Raw genomic sequence first — 23,886 nt, 5'->3', positions numbered from 1 at the left:
TGGTTTCACGAGATCTGTCATGTTCAAGCTGCCCCGCCTGCTGCCCGCCTTGTTGCTGGCTTTTTGCCTGCCCGCCCATGCCAACTGGCACCTCGATGGCGAGTCTTCGCGCCTTTCGTTCATTACCGGCAAGAACGGTAACACCGCCGAAGTGCACCGCTTCCTGGTGCTGCATGGCACGGTCGACCGCAAGGGTGTGGCCGGGTTGAGCATCGAGATGGACTCGGTGAGCAGCGGCATTCCGCTGCGTGACGAACGCATGCGCGAGGACCTGTTCGAGGTCGAGCGCTTTGCCGAAGCCAAGGTGCAGGCGCAACTGGACCTGCGGCCGATCAACGACCTGGCCAACGGTGCCCAGATCGAACTGCGCCTGCCACTGACCGTGACCCTGCATGGCCAGTCGCACAGCTACAACGCCCTGCTGCTGGCCACCCGCCTGGACGAGCGACGCTTCCAGGTGGTGACCCTTGAGCCCCTGGTGCTGCGCGCCGAGGATTTCGGCCTGCTGCCGGGGCTGCAACGCCTGCGCAAGCTCGCCGGGCTCAAGTCCATCAACCCGTCGGTGCCGGTTAGCGCGGTGCTGATCTTCACCGCCCGCTGACATGCCGGGGCCGGTCTTTCCCTGGCGGGATGGCAACCAGTTCGAGCTGCTGATCGACGGCCCCGAGTTTTTTCCGCGCATGCTCCTGGCGATCATGCGCGCCGAGTTCCAGGTCGACCTGGAGCTGTACCTGGTCGAGGCCGGTGACTGCGCGGATGCGGTGGTCGAAGCGCTGGAGCAGGCTGCCCGACGTGGCGTGCGGGTGCGCTGCCTGTTCGACGACTATGGCTCGCTGGCTTTCAACAGCCAGTTGCGTCAGCGCCTGCTGGACGCAGGTGTGTACCTGCGTTGGTACAACCGCCTGCGCTGGAAGCGTGGCCTGCGCAACCTGTACCGCGATCACCGCAAGTTGCTGCTGGTGGACGAGCGCTGGGCAGTGGTGGGCGGCACGGGCGTCACCGACGAGTTCTGGACACCGGGCGAGGCGACCAGTGAATGGCACGAGGTGATGGTGCAGATGCAGGGGCCGGTGGTAAGCGACTGGCAGTTGCTGTTCGACCGCCAGTGGCACGCCAACAACCGTCGCACTGCCTGGCGCCCCGCCGAGGGCTTTGGCCTGCCGCGCCTGCCCAAGGTGCCTGCGCAGGGGCAGGGCATGGGCCGGGTGGCCTATGCCGACGCCCGCCAGCACCAGGACATCCTGCATTCGCTGGTGCGGGCGATCAACAGCGGCAAGCAGCGAGTTTGGCTGGCCACGCCTTACTTCCTGCCGACCTGGAGCGTGCGCCGGTCGCTGCGCCGGGCTGCCGGCAAGGGGGTCGATGTGCGGCTGCTGCTGACCGGGCCGCGCACCGATCACCCCTCGGTACGTTACGCCGGGCACCGCTATTACCCGCGTCTGCTGCGCGCCGGGGTGCGCATCTATGAGTACCAGCCGTGTTTCCTGCACCTGAAGATGGTGCTGATCGACGACTGGGTCAGTATCGGCTCATGCAACTTCGATCACTGGAACCTGCGCTTCAATCTCGAGGCCAATATCGAGGCACTCGACCCGCCGCTGACGGCTGCCGTGCAGGCCAGTTTCGAGCGTGATTTCGCCTTGAGCGAGGTGGTCGACCTGGGCCACTGGAATGCCCGGCCGCTGTGGCGCCGGGTGAAGCAGCGGTTGTGGGGGTGGCTGGACCGGTTGGTGGTCAACTTGCTCGACCGTCGCGACTGAGACCGGCTATCGTGCAGTGACTGTCTCAAGGCAATCGAAGGAGTGGGTGCGATGACGGCGAAGAAAATTCTCATGCTGGTCGGCGACTACGTCGAAGATTACGAAGTCATGGTGCCGTTCCAGGCGCTGAGCATGGTCGGGCACACGGTGCATGCGGTATGCCCGGAAAAGGTCGCGGGGCAGACCGTGCGTACCGCGATTCATGATTTCGAGGGCGAACAGACCTACAGCGAAAAGCCGGGGCACAACTTTGCCCTGAACTACGATTTCGTGCGGGTGCGTGCCGAGGGTTACGACGCGTTGCTGATCCCGGGTGGACGTGCACCGGAGTACCTGCGCCTGGATGAAAAGGTCCTAGAGCTGGTGCGCGCATTCAACCAGGCCGGCAAGCCGATCGCGGCGGTATGCCATGGTGCCCAGTTGCTGGCGGCGGCCGGCGTGCTGGAAGGGCGCGAATGCAGTGCGTACCCGGCGTGCGCCCCGGAAGTGCGCTTGGCGGGCGGGACATTCATCGATATCGCGGTGGACCAGGCGCATGTGGACGGCAACCTGGTGACGGCACCGGCATGGCCTGCACATCCGGCGTGGTTGGCGGCATTCCTCAAGGTGCTTGGTACCCGTATTGCCTGACAGGGCCTCTTCGCGGGCATGCCCGCTCCCACATGTACCTCACTGCTCTCAAGTCGTGTGGGATCCCTGTGGGAGCGGGCATGCCCGCGAAGAGGCCAGTACAGGCAATACACTCTAATCAGGCCACCTGCTCAACCCAGTCATTGAGGTTGTAGTAGTTGGTCACCCGGGCAATCTTCCCGCAATGGATATAGAAGAACGCCCCCGCCGGCAGTACATAGGTCTGCCCGTTGGCCGCCGGCAACCCTTCGTCATCGGCCAGATATTCCCCATGCACGGTGAACTCCGCCGCCGCACGGCTGCCGTCGGCGTTCTGCATCACCACGATATCGGCCAGGCGCTCGCGGTAGCAGCGGTTCATCTTGTCCATGAACGCTGCAAACCGGGCCTTGCCCATCTGCCGCTCGCCCTGGTTGATGTCGTGGATCACATCCTCGCTGAGCAGGGCGAGAAAGGCCGGCATGTCGCCAGCGTTGAAGGCGGCGTAGTAAGCATTTACCAGTTCGGTAGCGGTCATGGAACAATACCTGTCGTGGAGGGAAAAGGCGGGTCGTTGCTCCGGATGATAGGGTTTCCCCTCAAGCCCGGCTTAGCCGAGCGCGTCATCCACATCGACAAAACGACCGCCAAGCATGGAAATACGCCTGTTGCACGGCGCCGCTATCGCGCCTTACATCGATGACCTCGCTCGCCTGCGCCTTACCGTGTTCCGCGAGTTTCCCTACCTTTACGACGGCACCCCGGAGTACGAGGCCGACTACCTGGCCACCTATGCCCGCTCCGGGCGCAGCCTGGTGGTGCTGGCACTGGACGACGGCAAGGTCGTTGGTGCCTCCACCGGCCTGCCGCTGGTGGATGTCGCCCCCGAGTTTCAGCAGCCGTTCCTGGCCCAGGGGCGCGACCCGGCCAGCGTGTATTACTTCGGTGAATCGGTGGTACTGCCCGAGTACCGTGGCCAGGGCCTGGGGGTGCGCTTTTTCATCGAGCGCGAGTCCTACGCCCACAAGCTGGCCGAGTTCGACTACTGCGCGTTCTGTGCGGTCGAGCGGCCAGGCGTGCATCCACGGCGGCCAGCGGACTACAAGCCATTGCATGGCTTCTGGCGTAACCGCGGCTTCCTGCACGACCCGTCGCTGCGCACCAGCTACGCCTGGCGCGACCTGGACGAGCAGGAAAGCTCCGACAAGCTGATGTCGTTCTGGCTCAAGGAACTGCCGATATGATCCGCCTGGCGGCCTGCCAGTACGCCATCGAGCTGCATGAAACCTGGGAGGCCTACGCCGACCACCTGCAAGGCCTGTGTGCCGAAGCGGTGGAGGCGGGGGCCCACCTGCTGCTTTTGCCGGAGTACGCCGGGCTGGTGCTCAGCGGGCAGCTGAGTGCCGAGCAGCGGGGTGACCTGAAGGCCTCCATCGCCGGCATCCAGCCGCTGATCGAGCCCTGGAAGGCGCTGTGCGAAGGCATTGCCAGGCGTTGGGGTATCTACCTGCAACCGGGCAGTATGCCGGTGCTGGACAGCGATGGGCGCTACCGCAACCGTGCCTGGCTGTTCGGCCCCAAGGGTGTACTGGGTTACCAGGACAAGCTGATGATGACCCGTTTCGAACGTGAGCAATGGGACATCGCGGCGGGCCAAGGGCTGCAGGTGTTCGACACCGAACTGGGGCGCCTCGGCATCCTGATCTGCTACGACAACGAATTCCCGATGCTGGCGCGGCGCCTGGCCGAGGGTGGTGCCGACCTGATCCTCGCCCCGAGCTGTACCGACACCGAGGCGGGTTACCACCGGGTGCGTATCGGTGCCCAGGCGCGGGCGCTGGAGAACCAGATTGCGGTGTTGCAGAGCCCTACGGTCGGGCTGGCGCCCTGGTCGCCGGCGCTGGACGAGAATATCGGCCGGGCAGGGCTGTTCGTGCCTCCGGATCATGGGATGCCGGGGGATGGGGTGGTGGCCTTGAGTGAAGAATCGAGCCCTGCAACCAGTCAGTGGCTGGTCTGTGAGGTGGACCTTGAGGAAGTACGGCGGGTGAGGCGGGAAGGGCAGGTGTTTACCCGCAGGGATTGGCCGGAGCAGTTTGACCGGATCTGCCCCCTGTAGGAGCAGCCTTGTGCTGCGAATGGGCCTGTGCTCACCCAAATATCTGTGGGTGACACAAGGCCTCTTCGCAGCACAAGGCTGCTCCTACAAGGAGCAGGGCCGTGACGCTTTTGCAGCAGATTTACTTCACTTCGACTGCCAGGCTCTGGGCAATCTTGCTCTGCCACAGGGCAGGGCCAGTGATGTGTACCGACTCACCGTTGCTGTCCACGGCAACGGTCACCGGCATGTCCTTGACCTCGAACTCGTAGATCGCTTCCATGCCCAGCTCGGCGAAGGCCAGGACCTTCGACTTGCGGATGGCCTGGGCCACCAGGTAGGCAGCGCCGCCGACGGCCATCAGGTACACGGCCTTGTTGTCCTTGATCGCTTCGATGGCCGCAGGGCCGCGCTCGGACTTGCCGATCATGCCCAGCAGACCGGTCTGCTCGAGGATCTGGCGGGTGAACTTGTCCATGCGGGTGGCGGTGGTCGGGCCGGCTGGGCCTACCACTTCGTCACCGACCGGGTCGACCGGGCCAACGTAGTAGATGAAGCGGCCTTTCAGGTCCACCGGCAGCTCTTCGCCACGGTTGAGCATTTCGACCATGCGCTTGTGCGCGGCATCGCGGCCGGTCAGCATCTTGCCGTTGAGCAGGATGGTTTCGCCCGGCTTCCAGCTGGCGACCTCTTCCGGGGTGATGGCGTCGAGGTTGACGCGACGGGCGCTCGGGCCGGCTTCCCAGACGATTTCCGGGTAGGCGTCCAGCGACGGCGCTTCCAGCTCGGCCGGGCCGGAGCCATCGAGCACGAAGTGGGCGTGGCGGGTGGCGGCGCAGTTGGGGATCATACACACCGGCAGCGAAGCGGCGTGAGTCGGGTAGTCCATGATCTTGACGTCGAGCACGGTGGTCAGGCCACCCAGGCCCTGGGCGCCAATGCCCAGCTGGTTGACCTTCTCGAACAGCTCCAGGCGGATTTCTTCCAGGCGGTTCTGCGGGCCACGGGCTTTCAGTTCGTGGATGTCGATGGACTCCATCAACACTTCCTTGGCCATCACGGCGGCCTTCTCGGCGGTACCGCCGATGCCGATGCCGAGCATGCCAGGCGGGCACCAGCCAGCGCCCATGGTCGGGACGGTCTTCAGTACCCAGTCGACGATCGAGTCGGACGGGTTGAGCATGGCCATCTTCGACTTGTTCTCCGAGCCGCCGCCCTTGGCTGCGACATCGACCTCGACCTTGTCGCCGGGGACGATGGAGTAGTGGATCACTGCCGGGGTGTTGTCCTTGGTGTTCTTGCGGGCACCGGCCGGGTCGGCCAGGATCGAAGCGCGCAGGACGTTTTCAGGCAGGTTGTAGGCGCGACGCACACCTTCGTTGATCATGTCGTCGACGCTCAGGGTGGCGCCGTCCCAGCGCACGTCCATGCCCACGCGCACGAACACGGTGACGATACCGGTGTCCTGGCAGATCGGGCGGTGGCCGGTGGCGCACATGCGCGAGTTGATCAGGATCTGGGCGATGGAATCGCGCGCAGCAGGCGACTCTTCACGCAGATAGGCCTCGTGCATGGCCTGGATGAAATCGACGGGGTGGTAGTACGAGATGAATTGCAGGGCGTCGGCGACGCTCTGAATCAGGTCGTCTTGCTTGATCACGGTCATGCAGCGCGCTCCTCTTAAAGACGGGAACATTCATTACGGCGCTCGACGGTGCCGACCAGCGTGTCGAAGCGCCTTGCAAGGCGCCGGCAGGTCAGGCCGACGGAAAAAGGCGCGGCAGTATAGCGCGCATCCGTGCCGGGCACACCTGCGGCCGGTCTGGACCATGGTCGGCAGGTGGCAGGCATTGTTCTTGCTGACTTGTTGTAGAGATAGGATGCTTGGAGGGGGCTGCCCTGCAGCCCCTTCGCCGGCAAGCCAGCTCCCACAGGATTGCACCAGGCCTGAAGCCTGCACATTACCTGTGGGAGCTGGCTTGCCGGCGAAGGGCCGCAAAGCGGCCCCAGAAACTCAAGAGCTGGAAGAGATAGCTGAAAATGCCCGAACTTTGCGTGGGCGAGCGCCGCTGGGCGGTGCCGACCGGCAGCAACCTGCTCGATGCCTTGAACGAGGCCGGGCTGAATGTGCCCTACAGTTGCCGCGCTGGCAGTTGCCATGCCTGCCTGGTGCACTGCCTGGGCGGGCAACCGCTGGATGCCATGCCTGAGGCCCTGGCGCAGGACAAGCATGCCCAGGGCTGGCGCCTGGCCTGCCAGTGCCGGGTAGTCGAGGACCTGCGCGTGGCGCTGTTCGACCCGCAGCAGGATGGCGTGCCGGCGCAGGTCTGTGCCCTGGACTGGTTCGGCGATGTGCTGCGCGTGCGGCTGCGGCCCGAACGGGCAATGCGTTACCAGGCGGGGCAGCATGTGGTGCTGTGGAATGGTGCGGTGGCGCGGCCTTACTCCTTGGCCAGCCTGCCGGGCGAAGATGATTTCCTCGAGTTTCATATCGACTGCCAGCACCCCGGCGCCTTTTGTGACAAGGCCCGTGGCTTGCAGCTGGGTGATGAGCTGCGCCTGGGCGAGCTAAGGGGTGGGGCCTTGCATTACGACCCGGACTGGCAGCAGCGGCCGCTGTGGTTGCTGGCGGCGGGGACCGGGCTGGCGCCGTTGTGGGGCATCTTGCGCGAGGCTCTGCGGCAGGGGCACCAAGGGGAAATCATGGTCATGCATGTGGCGCGCGAGGGCGTTGGGCATTATCTGGCCGAGCCGTTGCGGGAGATGGCGGATGTGAATGTCGAGCTGGTACTGGCAGAGCAGCTGGATGAAGCGTTGGCCGGGTTGCGGCCGTCATCGCGGCAGACGGTGGCGCTGGTGTGCGGAGCGCCGGGGAGTGTCGAGCGGTTTGCCCGGCGGCTGTTCATTGCCGGGGTGCCGCGGGGGCAGGTGTTTGCCGATGTGTTTGTCGAGCATGCCTGAGTGAGCAGGGGAGGGCTTTGCCCTCCTTTCGCGACACAAGGCCGCTCCTACAGGGGAATGCGTATCCCTTGTAGGAGCGGCCTTGTGTCGCGAAGGGCCGCAAAGCGGCCCCCTTTCAAGCAGGATCAACCGACCAGCGGATCACCGACATGCAGGATCTTCATGCCATTGGTGCCACCGATGGTGTGGTAGCTGTCACCCTTGGTCAGGATTACCCAGTCACCTTGCTCCACCAGGCCACGCTTGAGCAGTTCGTCGACCGCTGCCTGGCTCACCTTGTCGGCCGGCAGCGAGGCCGGGTCGAAGGCGATCGGGTACACGCCGCGGAACATGTTGGCACGGGCCTGGGTAGCGCGGTGCGGCGACAGGGCGAAGATCGGCACGTGCGAACGCAGGCGCGACATGATCAGCGGGGTGTAGCCACTCTCGGTCAGGGCGATGATCGCCTTCACGCCCGGGAAGTGGTTGGCGGTGTACATGGCCGCCAGGGCGATGCTCTCGTCGCAGCGCTCGAAGGTGGTGTGCAGGCGGTGGCTGGACTTCTGGCTGGTCGGGTGCTTTTCGGCACCCAGGCAGATGCGGGCCATGGCCTGGACGGCTTCGATCGGGTAGGCACCGGCGGCACTCTCGGCCGACAGCATCACCGCGTCGGTGTTGTCCAGCACGGCGTTGGCCACGTCGGACACTTCGGCACGGGTCGGCATCGGGTTCTGGATCATCGACTCCATCATCTGGGTCGCCACGATCACCGCCTTGTTGTTGCGGCGGGCGTGTTGGATGATCTTCTTCTGGATGGCGATCAGCTCGGCGTCGCCGATTTCCACGCCCAGGTCGCCACGGGCGACCATAACGGCGTCGGAGGCGAGGATCAGCTTGTCGAGGGTTTCGTCGTCGGCCACCGCTTCGGCGCGTTCGATCTTGGCCACCAGCCAGGCGCTGCCGCCAGCTTCGTCACGCAGCTTGCGTGCGTATTCCATGTCGCTGGCGTCACGCGGGAAGGACACGGCCAGGTAGTCCAGGTCCATTTCCGCGGCCAGCTTGATGTCGGCCTTGTCTTTCTCGGTCAGGGCAGGTGCGGTCAGGCCGCCACCTTTACGGTTGATGCCTTTGTGGTCCGACAGCGGGCCACCGATGATCACCACGCAGTGCAGGGCATCTGCGGTGGCGGTCTCGACGCGCATCACCACGCGGCCATCGTCGAGCAGCAACTCGTCACCAACGCCGCAGTCCTTGACCAGGTCGGGGTAGTCGATACCGACGATGTCCTGGTTGCCTTCGGTCAGCGGGTGGGCGGTGGAGAAGGTGAACTTGTCACCGATCTTCAATTCGATGCGCTTGTTGGCGAACTTGGCGATGCGGATCTTCGGACCCTGCAGGTCGCCCAGCAGTGCAACATGGCGGCCGTTCTTGGCGGCGATGTCACGGATCAGGCGCGCGCGGGCCTTGTGCTCGTCCGGAGTGCCGTGGGAGAAGTTCAGGCGTGCCACGTCCAGGCCGGCGAGGATCAGCTGTTCGATCACTTCCGGCGAGTTGCTGGCGGGGCCAAGGGTGGCGACGATTTTGGTACGGCGGATGCTCATGCACAGACTCCTATAGTGAAGCGCAGCGAAAGGCTACTCCTGAATCTCGCTGTAGTCATTGTTCCGTTGCACTACCTGCGACCATGGCAGGGTGGCATTTGAACGGGCAGGGTATCCTTGCAAAAGGGTGTGAAGATTTGCCGGCAAAGGCCGATACACTGGCATCAAAGGAGACCCCCATGCGAGCCCTGATCGTTTTAGCCCTGGCGGCCAGCGCCGTCGGCTGCACCCGCTGGTCCATGGACCACCACCTGAACAATGCCTACCGCGCCTACGACCGTGGTGATTGCGCACGGGTCATGCTCGAGCTGTCGCAGGTCGACCGCACCAGCCGTGCGCGACCGTTCATCCACCCCGAGGTGTCGCTGCTGCGCGGCCAGTGCCTGGAGCGCCAGGCCTTGTACGTGGATGCGGCGCAGACCTACCAGTACCTGATTCAGCAGTACCCGGGCAATGAATACGCCTATCGTGCCCAGGCACGCCTGCAGACCCTGGAGAAACTCGGCCATTTGCGCGGCGCCGAAGCCGCTGTGGCAAACCCGGTGACCGCCGCACCTTGGCGTTAACACCAAGGTGTGATTTATTTCACGGGATTTGCCGCGCGTGCTGCGCTAATCTGTAACTCAGCTGTTACAACAACCGCCAGTTCCACGTATTCCTGGCATCGGATACGGACTGCACTTGCGATCATGTTCAACAAGCGCCATATCGAACGCCATCAGCTGCCTTGTGTTCTCAAGGTGTTCAACCGCATTACCGGCCAGGCCATCGGCCAGCTGGGCAACGCCTCCGAAGACGGGCTGATGCTGATAAGCCAGCTACCTGTGCTGGTCGGGCCCGACTACGATCTGCAATTACGCCTGCCGCTGGTTGGTGGCGGGCATCAATTCGTCAACCTTACCGCCAGCTGCCTGTGGTGCCGTGAAGACCAGACGCCCGGGCACTACGATTCGGGCTTCATGCTGCTGCAGGCGCCCCGCGAGTACGACGAATTCGTCCGCTCGTTGCGCGACTATTTCAGTTTCCGCCCCGCCAACGCCTCTGCCTGAGCCTCGGGCCCAGGCTCGCTGGAGTCGCGCCAGAATCGCGCTAGAATCGGGTCGACCTCGATACAGGACGACCCCGTGACCTCCAGCATTTTCTGGCACGACTACGAAACCACCGGCATCAACCCGCGCTGCGACCGGCCGCTGCAGGTGGCCGGCGTGCGCACCGACTTCGACCTCAACGAAATCGACGAGCCGATCAGCCTTTATTGCCGGCCCTCCGACGATATCCTGCCGCACCCGGCCGCCTGCCTGGTGACCGGCATCACCCCGCAACTGCTGGCCGAGCAGGGCCTGTGCGAAGCCGAGTTCATGACCCGGGTGCATGCGCAGCTGGCGCACCCTGGTACCTGTGGCGCCGGCTACAACACCCTGCGCTTCGACGACGAAGTGACCCGCTACAGCCTGTACCGCAACTTTTTCGACCCTTATGCCCGAGAGTGGCAGGGTGGCAACAGCCGCTGGGACCTGATCGACATCGTACGCACGGCCTATGCATTGCGCCCGGAGGGCATCGAGTGGCCGCAGCAGGACGGGCGCACCAGCCTGCGCCTGGAGCTGCTGAGCAAGGCCAATGGCATCGACCATGGGCATGCCCACGAAGCGCTTTCCGACGTGCGGGCAACCATCGCCCTGGCCCGCCTGATCCGGCAGAAACAGCCCAAGTTGTATGACTGGCTGTTCCAGTTGCGCAGCAAGCATAAAGTGATGGAGCAGATTCGTTTGTTGCAGCCACTGGTGCATATATCCGGGCGCTTCTCGGCGGCACGCAATTACCTTGGTGTCGTATTGCCACTGGCCTGGCACCCGCGTAATCGCAATGCACTGATTGTGTGCGACCTGCATCAGGAAACCCTACCGTTACTACGGGAAAGTGCTGAAGTTCTACGCCAGCGTTTGTATACCCGCCATGAAGAACTGGCCGAAGGCGAATTACCCGTGCCGCTCAAACTGGTGCAGATCAATCGCTGCCCGGTACTGGCGCCACTTTCGGTATTGCGCCCGGCTGATCAACAACGGTTGGGCCTGGACTTGACGTTGTTACAATTGCGCGGCGAAGAATTGGCCAAGCAACAGGCGCAATGGCAAGACAAGCTGGAACACATCTACGGCAAGGAAGACTTCGCCCCGAGTGAAGACCCGGAACAACAGTTGTATGACGGTTTTCTGGGGGATCGTGACCGCCGCTTATGTGAGCAAGTTCGTGCACTGGAACCGGCGCAGTTGGGCCGTGGGCAGTGGATGTTCGATGACCCGCGCCTGCCTGAACTGTTGTTCCGCTATCGGGCGCGCAACTTCCCCGAGACCCTGACCGGCGAAGAGCGGCAACGCTGGTTCAGCTTCTGCCAGCAGCGCCTGAGCGACCCGCATTGGGGCGCGCCGAATACGCTGGGCGACTTCGAACAGGCGCGGCAGCAGGCCTGGGAGGGCGCCGACGAGGCGGGGCGGCGCGTGCTGGACGCGTGGCAGGTACATGCCCGGCAATTGCAGGCACAGTTTGCAATTGGCTGAGCGCTGACACAAAACGCGGACAAACAAAAACGCCGGCAATATGCCGGCGTTCTTGTTGCGATAAGCAGCAGGCGTGTGCGGACAATCAGTCCAGCAGGGTCGCCCAGCTTTCAACCACATCGCCACCCCACTTGGCTTTCCATTCTTTCAGGGTCTTGTGGTTGCCGCCTTTGGTTTCGATCACTTCATTGTTGTGCGGGTTCTTGTATTGCTTGACCTTGCGTGCACGCTTGGTGGCGGTAGTCTTGACCGCACCACGAGGTGCCTTGCTCAGTTTCGACTCTGGGTCGAGCAGGGCAATCACGTCGCGCAGCGACTTGGAGTACTCGCCCATCAGTGTGCGCAGTTTGCCTTCGAACTCCAGTTCTTTCTTCAGCTTGTCATCCTGCGACAGGTTGGCCAGGCGGGCCTGAAGTTCCTTGATGGCTTCTTCGGTAGCGCGGTACTCGTTGATCAGGGACATGGAGTGTTCCTTAATGCGTGTTCAGAAATGTGTGGGGCAATAATAGACAGGCAATACTCGCAAGTAAACATATTGTTGGGCAATTAACTGTTAACTAAGCTGTGACAACCATTTTCTACGTGAACAAAAATTTACAATTAACCCTGCATTTCGTCATGTCTGTCAGAGAATGCTGGCAGTGCATTTCGTCAGGAACACAGGCCACGGCCGCTGCGATCAATACTGCGTTTTTCCTGGCGGGCCGCTAGAATGAGCGCCTTTGCGAAGTTCTGGAGTCTCATTCATGCGCACCTATCGTCTGGTGATCGCCTGCCCCGACCGTGTTGGCATCGTGGCGAAAGTCAGTAATTTCCTGGCCTTGTACAATGGCTGGATCAACGAAGCCAGCCACCACTCCGATGAGCAGAGCGGTTGGTTCTTCATGCGCCATGAAATCCGCGCCGAATCGCTGCCATTCGGTATCGAAGCCTTCCGCGAGGCGTTTGCGCCGATCGCCGAAGAGTTCTCCATGACCTGGCGCATTACCGACTCGGCGCAGAAGAAGCGCGTGGTGCTGATGGCCAGCCGCGAGTCGCACTGCCTGGCCGACCTGCTGCACCGCTGGCACACCGATGAGCTGGACTGCGAGATCCCTTGCGTGATCTCCAACCACAACGACCTGCGCAGCATGGTCGAGTGGCACGGTATTCCGTTCTTCCATGTACCGGTCGACCCCAAGGACAAGGCCCCGGCCTTTGCCGAAGTGTCGCGCCTGGTGCAGGAGCACGCCGCCGACGTGGTGGTGCTGGCCCGCTACATGCAGATCCTGCCGCCGCAACTGTGCCAGGACTATGCTGAAAAGGTGATCAACATCCACCACAGCTTCCTGCCGTCGTTCGTCGGTGCCAAGCCGTATCACCAGGCCGCCCTGCGTGGTGTGAAGCTGATCGGCGCGACTTGCCACTACGTCACCGAAGAGCTGGACGCCGGCCCGATCATCGAGCAGGACGTGGTGCGTGTCAGCCATGCCGACAGCATCGACGACATGGTCCGTTTTGGCCGTGATGTGGAGAAGATGGTGCTGGCCCGTGGCCTGCGTTATCACCTGGAAGACCGGGTGCTGGTGCATGGCAACAAGACTGTGGTGTTTGACTGATACAGACTGGTTGCCTGTGAGGTTCTGGGGCTGCTTTGCAGCCCATCGCGACACAAGGCCGCTCCTACAAGGGATCGCGTTCCGGCACTGCGTCGCGTAACTCCTGTAGGAGCGGCCTTGTGTCGCGAAAGGGGCGCGAAGCGCCCCCAGCAATCTGAGGGATAAGCCGATGGCCAAGCAGCGCAACCAACCCACCGCCTCACCCCCACCCACACTAGGTGAAGGCTGCCTGGCCCGCTACGACCCCGAAGCCCTGGCCGACACCGATGGCACCGATTTCCCCGGCGCCGCCGAACTCTGGCAGCAGCTCAACCCGCCTGACGCCGCCAACGCTCCAGCAGCGGGCGCGCCAGCAGCCACACAAACACCGGCCCACCCGCCAGCAGATAAAAGTAGTAAGTGACCGCCCGCCATATCAGGATCGCCGCAGCCGCGGTCGAACTGCCCACCAGTGGCGTCAGCAGGCTGGCCGAAGTCAGCTCGGCGGCACCGGCACCGCCAGGCAGCAGGCTGAACTGGCCGGCACTGAGCGAGAGCATCTGCACCAAAAAGCTGGGGATCCACGCCAGGTCTACCCCCAACCCCCTCAATACCAGATACAACACGCTGTAGCGCAGGCCCCAGTGGGCGCAGGTCAGGGTGAACACCAGGGTCAGCGTGCGCTTGGGCAGGCGCCAGGTCTGCGCCAGTGCGTCGATGAAGCGCAGCAGCTTGCGCGCCCAGCGCCACTTGCGCTGGCGGCTCATGCCCAGGCGGCGCAGCAACCTGCCGTTCACGCGCATCACCGTGCGCCGATAGCGCAGCAGGCCGATCACCCCGGCCAGTGCCGTGCACAGCAGCAACGCGCTGCCCAGCAACATGCTTTCCTGGCTGCGGCCCAGGCTGTGGAACAGTGCATAGCCGGCAATCGCCAGCATCGCGCAGAAAAAGAACACCAGGTCGTTCAGCTGGTCCATGGCAAACACCGCGCCGCTGCGCGCCGGGCCGATACGGTCGCGTGCCAGCAGGGCCATCAGGGTCAAGGGGCCGCCGCTGCCGCCGGGGGTGGTACAGATGGCGAACTCGGTGGCCATCACCACACCCAGGCTGCGCAGGCGCCCAAGCCTTGCTCCTTGCTGACCGAGCAACAGGCGCAAGCGGATGGCGTTGATGACCCAGCACAGCAGGATCATGCTCAGCAGGGTCAGCATCAGGCTGGGGGCGAAGCGCTGCAGCCTCGGCAGCAACTCGCTGCCACCGAGCAGGGCTGGCACCAGCACGGCACCCAGCAGTGCCAGGGCCAGCCAGGCCAGGCGGTTCATGCGCTGGCCTGGCGGTCGAGCCAGGTGGACTTGGTCAGGGGCTCGCGGCCCTGTGCCAGTAGCGTGTGCAGGGTGTTCAGCCAATAGTCGCGGGACGCGCGATGGCGCATGTCCACCGGGTGCAGGCCCAGGCGCAGGGTCTGGGCGTCACGCCAGCGCCGGCATTGCCAGTCGCACAGCACCCGTGACAGGCCGCGACGCCAGGCGCTGCGGGCACTCCAGACCAGCCCAGGGGCCTTGATCGCGGTGAAGTCTGGTAAACGGTACAAGTGCTGTGGCGTGCTGGTGTAGCGCAGCGGCAGGCGGCGCAGTGCCTGGCGGGTGCCTTCGCTCATCAGCCAGGCAGGCGCGACGAAGCCGGCCACCGGCCAGCCCTGCTGGGCGAACAGGGCCAGGCCGTGCTCCAGGCGTTGCAGGGCCTGCTGCTGGTCCAGGGCGTAGAACTCGCCTTCATGGGTATAGATGCGGCGCATGAAGTATTCGCCGGGCGTGCGTGGTGGCGGGCCGTTGTCGGCATGGTAGAAGCCGTGCAGGGCAAGCTCGTCGCCCTGGGCCAGGCGCCGTTCGAGCAAGCGGCAGAAGGTGGGCGAGCGCTGCAGCGGGTTGCGGTGGTGAAAGTCCGGCACCACCAGCCAGGTCATGGGGATGCCGCCGATGGCGTCGACGGCCTGGACGAAGGGTTGATAGTCGGGCCAGGTCTCGGGCGCGACATCGTGCAGCACCAGCATCAGGCTGCGCGCTGGCGGCAGTGGCTCAGCCATGGGCACGGACCTGCGGCTGGTGGCCAAGCACGGCCTGGTAGTGCTGCAGCAGGCCGGCGACCACGTGGTCCCACGAATACTGCTGCTCGGCATGGCGACGGGCCTGAGCCCCGAGCTTGCGCACGCCGGCCTCGAACGCCTCCTGCACGGCCGTCGCCATGGCTTTGCTATCGTTGGGGCGGCACAGGCGCCCGCACTGTTCGTTGACGATTTCGCCGAAAGCACCGGCGCGCACGGCCACCACCGGCGTGGCGCTGGCCATCGCTTCGAGAATGACCAGGCCGAAGGTTTCCTGGTCGCCGGCGTGCACCAGCAGGTCGGCGCTGGCCATCAGCCGGGCGACTTCCGGAGCCGGGCAGAAGTGATCGATCACACTGACGTTCTGCGGCACGTTGGCCGGCATGTTCGAACCCACCAGCAGCAAGTGGTAGGGGTGGCCCAGGTGCTGCATGCACTCGAGCAGCACCGGCAGGTTCTTTTCCCGCGAGCCACGGCCGGCGTAGATCAGCAGGCGACTGGTGTCGGCAATGCCCAGTTCGGCACGCAGCTGCGGGTCGCGCTGGCTGGGATGGAAGGTGGCCAGGTCGACGCCCAGGCGCTGCACGTGCACATCGCGCACCCCCAGGCGGCGCAACTTGTCGGCCATGACCTGGCTGGGGGCCAGGACCCGGTCGAAATTGCCGTACAGCTTGCTGACATAGGCCTCTACATTGGGGGTGAACCAGTTACCCATGCGGTTGCTGACCAGCAGCGGCAGATCCGAATGGTAGAAGCCGATCACCGGCACATCGAGCTTGCGCCGCGCTTCCAGCGCAGCCCAGGCGGTCAGGTAGGGGTCGCCGACTTCGATCAGGTCGGGCTTGAGCCTGCGCAGTACGTTGCACCATGGGGCCAGGCGCACCGGGAAGCGGTAGCCATTGCCGAACGGCAGCGGCGGTGCGGGCACCTGGTAGATGCCATCGGCGTGCTGGGCGCTGGCACCGGGTATCAGCAAGCTGTGGCGGACGCCCTGGATGGCGTCGAGGCGGTGGTGTTTGGCATCAAGATAGGTACGTACGCCGCCGCTGGCGGGGGCGTAGAACATGGTGATGTCGGCGATGTGCACGATCAGCATCCCTCCGGGATCGTCTTCGGGTCTGTCATCCGGCGCTAACGGGCCGGCGATGACGCGCCTAAAGGTTGACCTATCAGAAGGATAGTTTGTTCGATCGGGGTTGGGCGGGGCGGGGGAAGGCGGGGGATCGGTGTGGGCTTCTTCGCGGGCTTGCCCGCTCCCACAGGGATCACCACGCATTCAAGAGCGGCGGAGATCCTGTGGGAGCGGGCGAGCCCGCGAAGCAGGCGACGCGGTTTGCGATCAGATACGGAAGCTGCCCACCAGGTGCTTCAGGCGGCCGGCCTGCTGCTCCAGGTCGGAGCAGGCGCGCAGGGTGGCCTGCAGGTTTTCCACGCCTTCCTGGTTGAGCATGTTGATCTCGTTGATGTCCATGTTGATCGCTTCGACCACGGCGGTCTGCTCTTCGGTGGCGGTGGCCACCGACTGGTTCATGCCGTCGATCTCGCCGATGCGCACGGTAACGCTGTCCAGCCGCTCACCGGCCTGGTTGGCGATCTGCATGCTGTCCTGGCTGTGGCGCTGGCTCTGGTCCATGGTCTCGACCGATTCGCGCGCGCCGACCTGCAGTTCTTCGATCATGGTCTGCACCTGTTGCGCCGACTCCTGGGTGCGGTGCGCCAGGTTGCGTACTTCATCGGCGACAACCGCAAAACCACGCCCGGCTTCACCGGCGCGGGCCGCTTCGATGGCCGCGTTCAGCGCCAGCAGGTTGGTCTGCTGGGAAATGCTGGTGATCACCTCGAGGATCTGGCCGATGTTGACGGTCTTGCTGTTCAGCGTCTCGATGTGCGCGCTGGAAGTGACGATCAGGTCGGACAGGCGGTTCATTGCCGCAATGTTGCGTTCCACCACCTGCTGCCCTTCTTCGGCCAGCAACCGCGCCGAACTGGCGTGCTGCGAAGCCTGGGCGGCGTTGCCGGCAATTTCCTGGGCAGCGGCACCCAGTTCGTTGATGGCGGCGGCCACGCTGTTGGTGCGGTTGGACTGTTCGTCGGAGTTGGTCATTGACGAGTTCGAGGCACTGATGACCCGCAGGGCTACTTCGTTGACCTGCTCGGTGGCCGAGGACACTTCGCGGATCGAGCTGTGAATACGCTCGACGAAACGGTTGAAGGCGCTGCCCAGGATGCCGAATTCGTCGTGGTTGTGAATACGCAGGCGCTTGGTCAGGTCGCCTTCACCTTCGGCGATGTCTTCCATGGCGCGGGTCATGGTGTGCAGCGGCTGCATCAGCACACGGATCAGCAGGCCGAGCAGGCCGATGATGATCACCACCGCCACCAGCGTGGCGATCACCGCCGAGGTGCGGAAGGTGCTGAGCATCGAGAATGCCTTGTCCTTGTCCACCGACAGGCCGATGTACCAGTTGGCCGAAGGCAGGCCGGTGATCGGGGTGAAGGTCAGCAGGCGGGCCTGGCCTTCGCTCTGCACTTCGGTCAGCTCACCGGTCAGTTTCGGCGTGTGCTGCGGGAACAGGTCCGACAGCGACTTCATCACCAGGTCTTTGTCCGGGTGCACCAGGATCTTGCCCTGGTCGTTCACCAGGAAGGCGTAGCCCATGCCGCCGAAGTTCAGCGAGTTGATGATCTGTACCAGGCCGTCCAGGGCCAGGTCGCCACCGACCACGCCGACACTGGCGGAAACCTTGCTGAGGATGCCGATGACCATCTTGTTGGTGGTCATGTCGATGTACGGCTCGGTCAGGGTCGCGCCGGCGGCATTCATGCCGTCCTTGTACCAGGGGCGGGTGCGCGGGTCGTAGCCGTCGGGCATTTTCGAATCAGGGCGCACGCTGAAGCCGCCGTCGACCTTGCCCAGGTAGACGGTGAGGAAGCTGGAAACCAGCGCATTCTGGCCCATCAGGGTTTCGGCGTTGGTCGGGTCCTGGGCTATGTTCTGTGCCAGGTTTTCCACCAGCTTGATACGGCCTTCGAACAGGTTGCGGATATTGGTCGAAGTGGAAGCGCCCATTTCAGCCAGATAGTTTTCGAGGTCCTCGCGGATCGCATTACGCTGGAGGTAATCGTTGTAGAGCGTGAAAAGGCTGAAGGCGAGTATCACGATCAGTGACGCTGCCAAAAGAATCTTGTGGCTGAAACGAAGGCTTTTGTTCATGGCGTAATCGGTTCCGCTAAGGTTTCATATCAGGCGTTTGCACGCGTGGAGTCGCAAAGCAGTGCAACATCCCGAAAAAGTCCCTTTTCGGTTGTTCCTCTCTATTAAGGCGAATATCACCCACAGGTATCGGCCGAATTACGGTAAAGCTTGAGCAGAGGATTAAAGAGATGTCGGAAATTTCGACCATCGTTGTAGGCGCTGGCCCGGATGGCCAGCCGGTTGGGCAAGCCATGAGGCTGGCCAACCGCCATGGCCTGGTAGCGGGTGCAACGGGTACTGGCAAGACTGTCACCCTGCAGCATCTGGCGGAAGCGTTCAGTGACGCGGGGGTTGCGGTGTTCGCCGCCGATGTCAAAGGTGACCTGTGCGGCCTGGGCGCTGCTGGTGCGCCGCAGGGCAAGGTGGCCGAGCGCATCGCCGGCATGCCCTGGCTGGGGCACAGGCCCCAGGCTTACCCGGTGACCCTGTGGGACATTGCCGGGCAGTCCGGCCACCCGCTGCGCACCACCCTCAGTGAAATGGGGCCGCTGCTGCTGGGCAACCTGCTGGAACTGACCGACAGCCAACAGGCGGCGCTGTACGCGGCGTTCAAGGTGGCCGACCGTGAAGGCCTGCTGCTGCTCGACCTCAAGGACCTCAAGGCGCTGCTCGCGCACCTGAAGGACAACCCGCAATTGCTGGGTGAAGACAGCGCGCTGATGACCACGGCCTCCACCCAGGCGCTGTTGCGCCGGTTGGCGACCCTGGAGCAGCAGGGCGCCGAGGCGTTGTTCGGTGAACCGGGGTTGCAGCTCGAGGACCTCCTGCGGCCAGACCCGGATGGCCGTGGGCGTATCCACCTGCTGGACGCCAGCCGGTTGGTTCACGATGCACCGAAGGTGTACGCGACCTTCCTGTTGTGGCTGCTGGCCGAGTTGTTCGAGCAACTGCCCGAGCGCGGTGATGCCGACAAGCCGGTGCTGGCGTTGTTCTTCGATGAAGCGCACTTGTTGTTCAACGATACGCCCAAGGCATTGCAGGATCGCCTGGAGCAGGTGGTGCGGCTGATTCGTTCCAAGGGTGTGGGGGTGTACTTCGTTACCCAGTCGCCGGGGGATTTGCCGGATGCGGTGCTGGCCCAGTTGGGCTTGCGCATTCAGCATGGCTTGCGGGCGTTTACCGCCAAGGAGCAGAAGTCGCTGCGGGCGGTGGCTGATGGCTTCCGCCCCAACCCGGCGTTCGACACCCTGGCGGTGCTGACTGAACTGGGCATTGGCGAGGCGCTGGTGGGGACGCTGGAAGAGAAGGGCACGCCAGCGATGGTGCAACGGGTGCTGATTGCACCGCCGCAGTCGCGTATCGGGCCGTTGAGTGCGGCTGAGCGCAGTGCGCTGATTGCCGATTCGCCGCTGGCGGGGCGTTACGACAAGCCGGTGGACCGTGAGTCGGCGTATGAGATGCTGACCCAGCGCAAGGGCGAGCCGGTGGAGCCCGCGCCGCAACCCAAGGCAGATGAAGAGAGCTTTGCCGACAAGGCTGGTGAGTTCTTGCAAAGTGCGGCAGGGCAGGCCATCAAGTCGGCGGTGCGCCAGGCGGCCAACCAGTTGGGGCGGCAGTTGGTGCGTGGGTTGATGGGGTCGTTGCTGGGGGGCAAGAAAAGGTAGTTTGCCTGTACCGGCCCCCATCCACAGGCCTGCGCTTTACCTGTAGGAGCGGCCTTGTGTCGCGAAAGGGCTGCGAAGCAGCCCCGGGATTTCAGCGCAGATGCACAAATTGCTGGGGCTGCTCTGCAGCCCTTTCGCGACACAAGGCCGCTCCTACAGGAGGCGTGTGTGTTGCGGATACGAAAAAGGCGCCCGAGGGCGCCTTCTTCTTATTGCGGTATCACTCAGCCAATGGCTTTGGACGCCAGCCAGAACAGGCCGGCCGCCAGGCCCATCGACGCAGGCAGGGTCAGAACCCAGGCCAGCAGGATGGTCTTCACGGTGCCGCCTTGCAGGCCGCTCTTGTTGGCGACCATGGTGCCGGCCACACCGGACGACAACACGTGGGTGGTCGATACCGGCAGGGCGAAGATGTTGGCCATGCCGATGGCGCAAGCCGCGGTGATCTGCGCCGACATGCCCTGGGCATAGGTCATGCCCTGCTTGCCGATCTTCTCGCCAACGGTCAGTACCACACGCTTCCAGCCGACCATGGTACCCAGGCCCAGGGCCAGAGCGACGGCCACGATCACCCAGAACGGGGCGTACTCGGTGGTGGCGGTCAGGTCTTTGCGCAGTTTTTCCAGGTCGGCCTTTTCACGGGCTTCCAGGCCTGGCAGCTTGCCGACCTTCTTCGCCGTGTCGTCCAGGCACAGCAGGTAGCGGCGCACTTCGACACGCTTGTCGGCACTCAGGCTGTGGTAGTCGGTCACGCCCTGCAGCGAGGACTGCAGCGCGGCAATGGTCGGCTCGGTCTGCTGCGGGTTGCAGCTGAACTGCTCCGGCAGGTCGCTGGCCTTGGCCTTGCCCAGTGCCAGGAACTCGCCCAGGGTGGCGGCGTTGCGCTGGTAGAACTGGCTCATGTGCAGGGTGGCGTCGCGGGTACGCTCGATCTGATAGGTGGTGCTGTTCAGGTCGAGAACGAACTTGGCCGGAACGATACCGATCAGCACCAGCATGATCAGGCCGATGCCTTTCTGGCCGTCGTTGGAGCCGTGCACGAAGCTCACGCCCATGGCCGAAACCACCAGTACCAGGCGGTTCCAGAACGGCGGGTGCTTCTTGTCGTCGAGCTTGCGGCGCTGCTCGGGGGTCTTGTGCATCTTCGACAGCGGGCGCCACCACTTCAGGCCGATCAGTACCAGGGCGGCAACGGCGAAGCCGGCCATCGGCGAGACCACCAGCGACATGGCGATGTCGATCGCCTTCTGCCAGTTGACGCCGTCGCCCAGCGGGATGTCGTTGATCAGGGCATTGGCCAGGCCGACGCCGAGGATGGAGCCGATCAGCGTGTGCGAGCTGGAGGCGGGGATACCGAAGTACCAGGTGCCCAGGTTCCAGGTGATGGCCGCAGCCAGCAGCGAGAAGACCATGGCCAGGCCGTGTCCGGTGTTCACATTGATCAGCAGCTCTACCGGCAGCAGGTGCACGATGGCATAGGCCACCCCGACACCGCCGAGCAGAACGCCAAGGAAGTTGAACACGCCGGAGAAGAACACGGCGAGGTGCGGCGGCATGGCTTTGGTATAGATGACGGTAGCTACCGCGTTGGCGGTGTCATGAAAGCCATTGATGAACTCGAAGGCGAGCACGAAGGTCAAGGCGAGCAGCAGGCTCACCAACACCCAGGCATCCAGTCCGCTGAATAATTCGATCATGAAGGTTGTCTGGCGGTCTTAGGGGGGCGGGATTATGCCAGAAAACCTTGGCAATCGATGCATCCGCGACAGACCGACGGCAATCTTCCTGTCGGGAGCGTGATGTGCACGGAGGGGCGTGCAGGAAGGGAAATGTCCGCTAAAACGCGCAAAACCTGGCGAAAACCGGCAAAAAGCTGGCGAAAAAGCCGCTTCGCTTCTGTTCAAACGACCGTATGAAATTTGTGTAATTCCATTTCACCTTCGGCCGGACAGTAAAGATCGACCGCGCCCGGGCTGGCCGGGCGACGACGCGCTGGCGTGGTCCCGGGGGTCAGGGAGTGTCGCTGCGCAGTTCTTTTTCCATACGTTCCAGTTCCTGGCTGAAGGCCTGGTCGCGCACGCTGGCGCGCTTGCGCCAAGGTTTGCGTTCCGGATCCGGTTGTGCGGCGTAAGTGGTGACTTCGCCACCGTAAACATCCTTGTAACGTTCAGCCTGGCGCTCGAGTTCCGCGCGCAGTTCATCTTTCGTCACAGTAGTACCTGAATTAAGTTTGATGAGTGTTGTTATGCGCTGTGCAGCGTGCACATGCCTTGCTGGCCGCAACGGCTTGATACAGCGGAAGGTTCCATTGCCACGGCATCGTCGAGGCCTGCGCAATCGATTATAGCAACCGATATTTCGCCGAACATCGTTATTTACCCAACCCTGACATCACCAGACGCAAGTAACGCAATGCATCCGACAACAGTTTGGGCCTTTCGTACAAGTTTGAAAGGCAAGACGGCCAAAAGTTCGTTGCAGTGCAGCAGCGGGACCGTCGACCGGCAGGGTAATGAAAAACGGCCTCGCCAAAAGGCGAGGCCGTTGCCTGGGGACTTCTACGGTGGGTACCTGACCAGTCTCTCCAAAGAAGCCACAAGTGGCATGAGAAAGGTATAAGTAAAAGTGTCAGCGGTCAATTGCGATTATCGGCCGTTTGTTCGATAATCGCACGAGTGGGCGTTTTTTTTGAGGTGTGCGATGAGTGACGAAACCCTGGCCAACGATTCCGTCAATCCAGAGTCGGGCAACCCGGAGCAGGGGCGATCTGCCTCGGCAGCCCTGGCACCACCGATCGTGGCTTCCCCGGCAAAGCGCATCCAGGCCTTTACCGGCGACCCGGACTTCATGACCTCCTTGGCGCGAGGCCTGGCAGTCATCCAGGCCTTTCAGGAACGCAAGCGTCACCTGACCATCGCCCAGATCAGCCACCGCACCGAAATCCCCCGTGCAGCGGTACGCCGTTGCCTGCACACGTTGATCAAGCTGGGTTACGCCACCACCGACGGGCGCACCTATTCGCTGTTGCCCAAAGTGCTGACACTGGGGCATGCGTACCTGTCGTCGACGCCGCTGGCGATTTCCGCCCAGCCTTACCTGGACCGCATCAGCGACCAGCTGCACGAGGCGGCCAACATGGCCACGCTCGAAGGTGACGACATTCTTTATATAGCCCGTTCGGCCACCGTGGAGCGGCTGATTTCGGTCGACCTGTCGGTGGGCGGGCGCCTGCCGGCCTATTGCACATCGATGGGGCGCATTCTGTTGGCGGCCATGGATGACACCAGCCTGCGGGAATACCTGGAACGTGCCGACCTGAAGGCGCGTACCAGCCGTACCTTGCATGACCCTGAGTCGCTGTTCGCCTGTATCCAGCAGGTGCGCGCCCAGGGCTGGTGCGTGGTAGACCAGGAGCTGGAGCAGGGGCTGCGCTCGATTGCGGTGCCGGTGTATGACGCCTCGGGGCAGGTGTTGGCGGCGTTGAATGTGAGTACCCATGTCGGGCGGGTGACGCGCAGTGAACTGGAGCAGCGGTTCTTGCCGATCCTGCTGGCGGCCAGCCGGGACCTTTGCCATCAGTTGTTTGGCTGAAGTGCCCCGGGGGCGCGTTGCGCCCCTTTCGCGACACAAGGCCGCTCCTACAGGTAGATCGCGTAACCCTGTAGGAGCGGCCTTGTGTCGCGATGGGCCGCAAAGCGGCCCCAAAATAAAACAGTAAAAACCGTTTCCTGTGCGATAAACGCACAGTGTCGTTCGCGGTCAATTGCGCCACCACCGCCCGC

The 23,886-nt window shown here is 63.5% G+C and carries 21 protein-coding genes and 2 pseudogenes; 12 read left to right on the top strand and 11 right to left on the bottom strand.

What is annotated here, in order from left to right:
• Positions 1–19: 19 nt before the first annotated feature.
• From C163_RS21245 to C163_RS21235, 3 genes are read left to right on the top strand one after another with little or no spacing between them, the layout of a single operon-like run.
• A complete protein-coding gene (locus C163_RS21245) occupies positions 20–601 on the top strand; it encodes a YceI family protein (RefSeq protein ID WP_025340510.1) in 582 nt (193 codons plus the stop codon).
• A 1-nt stretch (position 602) separates the two neighbouring features.
• Positions 603–1,760, top strand: coding sequence for a phosphatidylserine/phosphatidylglycerophosphate/cardiolipin synthase family protein (locus tag C163_RS21240; protein WP_025340509.1), 1,158 nt, complete (start codon positions 603–605; stop codon positions 1,758–1,760).
• A 51-nt stretch (positions 1,761–1,811) separates the two neighbouring features.
• Positions 1,812–2,390: a DJ-1/PfpI family protein gene (locus tag C163_RS21235; protein ID WP_025340508.1), complete on the top strand. Its 579-nt coding sequence runs from the start codon at positions 1,812–1,814 to the stop codon at positions 2,388–2,390.
• Between the two features lie 118 nt (positions 2,391–2,508).
• Here C163_RS21235 and C163_RS21230 read toward each other — a convergent pair whose 3' ends face one another.
• Positions 2,509–2,907 carry a nuclear transport factor 2 family protein gene (locus C163_RS21230; RefSeq protein ID WP_025340507.1) on the bottom strand — a complete coding sequence of 133 codons (399 nt, stop codon included), beginning with the start codon at positions 2,905–2,907 and terminating at the stop codon, positions 2,509–2,511.
• A gap of 115 nt (positions 2,908–3,022) precedes the next feature.
• On the opposite strand from C163_RS21230, the gene C163_RS21225 reads away from it, so the two are divergent.
• Positions 3,023–3,613, top strand: a complete 591-nt coding sequence (locus C163_RS21225; RefSeq protein WP_013974061.1) for a GNAT family N-acetyltransferase — start codon at positions 3,023–3,025, stop codon at positions 3,611–3,613.
• Entirely contained in the window at positions 3,610–4,488 is an 879-nt protein-coding gene (locus tag C163_RS21220; RefSeq protein WP_025340506.1) for a carbon-nitrogen hydrolase family protein, read from the top strand. Before C163_RS21225 ends, C163_RS21220 begins: the two co-directional genes overlap by 4 nt.
• Before the next feature lie 121 nt (positions 4,489–4,609).
• On the opposite strand, the gene C163_RS21215 is transcribed toward C163_RS21220, so the two are convergent.
• Complete coding sequence (locus tag C163_RS21215) at positions 4,610–6,133, bottom strand: fumarate hydratase (protein ID WP_025340505.1); 1,524 nt, start codon at positions 6,131–6,133, stop codon at positions 4,610–4,612.
• A gap of 374 nt (positions 6,134–6,507) precedes the next feature.
• On the opposite strand from C163_RS21215, the gene C163_RS21210 reads away from it, so the two are divergent.
• Positions 6,508–7,428 carry an iron-sulfur-binding ferredoxin reductase gene (locus C163_RS21210; protein ID WP_025340504.1) on the top strand — a complete coding sequence of 307 codons (921 nt, stop codon included), beginning with the start codon at positions 6,508–6,510 and terminating at the stop codon, positions 7,426–7,428.
• A 125-nt stretch (positions 7,429–7,553) separates the two neighbouring features.
• Here the strand turns inward: C163_RS21210 and pyk are convergent, their stop codons facing one another.
• A complete protein-coding gene (gene pyk, locus C163_RS21205; protein ID WP_013974057.1) occupies positions 7,554–9,008 on the bottom strand; it encodes a pyruvate kinase in 1,455 nt (484 codons plus the stop codon).
• Between the two features lie 179 nt (positions 9,009–9,187).
• Here pyk and C163_RS21200 point away from each other — a divergent pair, with 179 nt between their 5' ends.
• From C163_RS21200 to sbcB, 3 genes are all read left to right on the top strand, one after another.
• Positions 9,188–9,574 (top strand): hypothetical protein, encoded by a 387-nt coding sequence (locus tag C163_RS21200; RefSeq protein WP_025340503.1) that lies wholly within the window; start codon positions 9,188–9,190, stop codon positions 9,572–9,574.
• A 123-nt stretch (positions 9,575–9,697) separates the two neighbouring features.
• On the top strand, positions 9,698–10,057 hold the full coding sequence (locus C163_RS21195; RefSeq protein ID WP_025340502.1) for a PilZ domain-containing protein: 360 nt from the start codon (positions 9,698–9,700) through the stop codon (positions 10,055–10,057).
• A 75-nt stretch (positions 10,058–10,132) separates the two neighbouring features.
• Positions 10,133–11,566, top strand: a complete 1,434-nt coding sequence (gene sbcB / locus C163_RS21190; RefSeq protein WP_025340501.1) for an exodeoxyribonuclease I — start codon at positions 10,133–10,135, stop codon at positions 11,564–11,566.
• An 85-nt stretch (positions 11,567–11,651) separates the two neighbouring features.
• Here sbcB and mvaT read toward each other — a convergent pair whose 3' ends face one another.
• Positions 11,652–12,029: a histone-like nucleoid-structuring protein MvaT gene (gene mvaT / locus C163_RS21185; protein WP_003259590.1), complete on the bottom strand. Its 378-nt coding sequence runs from the start codon at positions 12,027–12,029 to the stop codon at positions 11,652–11,654.
• Between the two features lie 283 nt (positions 12,030–12,312).
• On the opposite strand from mvaT, the gene purU reads away from it, so the two are divergent.
• The gene (purU, locus tag C163_RS21180; RefSeq protein ID WP_023662871.1) at positions 12,313–13,164 is read left to right on the top strand and encodes a formyltetrahydrofolate deformylase; all 852 of its coding nucleotides are present in this window, start codon (positions 12,313–12,315) and stop codon (positions 13,162–13,164) included.
• Between the two features lie 308 nt (positions 13,165–13,472).
• Here purU and C163_RS21175 read toward each other — a convergent pair whose 3' ends face one another.
• The 5 genes and pseudogenes from C163_RS21175 to C163_RS27780 form a co-directional block, all read right to left on the bottom strand.
• Positions 13,473–14,465, bottom strand: a complete 993-nt coding sequence (locus tag C163_RS21175) for a lysylphosphatidylglycerol synthase transmembrane domain-containing protein (RefSeq protein WP_025340500.1) — start codon at positions 14,463–14,465, stop codon at positions 13,473–13,475.
• Positions 14,462–15,226 (bottom strand): DUF2334 domain-containing protein, encoded by a 765-nt coding sequence (locus C163_RS21170; protein ID WP_025340499.1) that lies wholly within the window; start codon positions 15,224–15,226, stop codon positions 14,462–14,464. Before C163_RS21170 ends, C163_RS21175 begins: the two co-directional genes overlap by 4 nt.
• Positions 15,219–16,340 carry a glycosyltransferase family 1 protein gene (locus C163_RS21165; protein ID WP_025340498.1) on the bottom strand — a complete coding sequence of 374 codons (1,122 nt, stop codon included), beginning with the start codon at positions 16,338–16,340 and terminating at the stop codon, positions 15,219–15,221. Before C163_RS21165 ends, C163_RS21170 begins: the two co-directional genes overlap by 8 nt.
• 243 nt (positions 16,341–16,583) lie before the next feature.
• A pseudogene (locus tag C163_RS27785) lies at positions 16,584–17,180 on the bottom strand (methyl-accepting chemotaxis protein); the annotation flags it as partial.
• Between the two features lie 261 nt (positions 17,181–17,441).
• Positions 17,442–18,458 (bottom strand): annotated as a pseudogene (locus tag C163_RS27780) (cache domain-containing protein); the annotation flags it as partial.
• 170 nt (positions 18,459–18,628) lie between these two features.
• Here C163_RS27780 and C163_RS21155 point away from each other — a divergent pair.
• Positions 18,629–20,104, top strand: a complete 1,476-nt coding sequence (locus tag C163_RS21155) for a helicase HerA-like domain-containing protein (protein WP_025340496.1) — start codon at positions 18,629–18,631, stop codon at positions 20,102–20,104.
• A 224-nt stretch (positions 20,105–20,328) separates the two neighbouring features.
• Here C163_RS21155 and C163_RS21150 read toward each other — a convergent pair whose 3' ends face one another.
• Both C163_RS21150 and C163_RS27390 read right to left on the bottom strand, forming a co-directional pair.
• Entirely contained in the window at positions 20,329–21,801 is a 1,473-nt protein-coding gene (locus C163_RS21150) for an inorganic phosphate transporter (protein ID WP_025340495.1), read from the bottom strand.
• 313 nt (positions 21,802–22,114) lie between these two features.
• Positions 22,115–22,315 carry a hypothetical protein gene (locus tag C163_RS27390; RefSeq protein WP_003259583.1) on the bottom strand — a complete coding sequence of 67 codons (201 nt, stop codon included), beginning with the start codon at positions 22,313–22,315 and terminating at the stop codon, positions 22,115–22,117.
• A gap of 489 nt (positions 22,316–22,804) precedes the next feature.
• Between C163_RS27390 and pcaR the strand changes: the two genes are divergently transcribed.
• Positions 22,805–23,695, top strand: a complete 891-nt coding sequence (pcaR, locus tag C163_RS21140) for a pca regulon transcriptional regulator PcaR (protein WP_025340494.1) — start codon at positions 22,805–22,807, stop codon at positions 23,693–23,695.
• Positions 23,696–23,886: the final 191 nt, after the last annotated feature.

Source organism: Pseudomonas sp. FGI182 (genome assembly GCF_000511325.1).
GTDB lineage: Bacteria > Pseudomonadota > Gammaproteobacteria > Pseudomonadales > Pseudomonadaceae > Aquipseudomonas > Aquipseudomonas putida_Z.
Note: the sequence above shows the minus strand (reverse complement) of the source record. Positions and strands in the feature narration are given on the sequence as shown.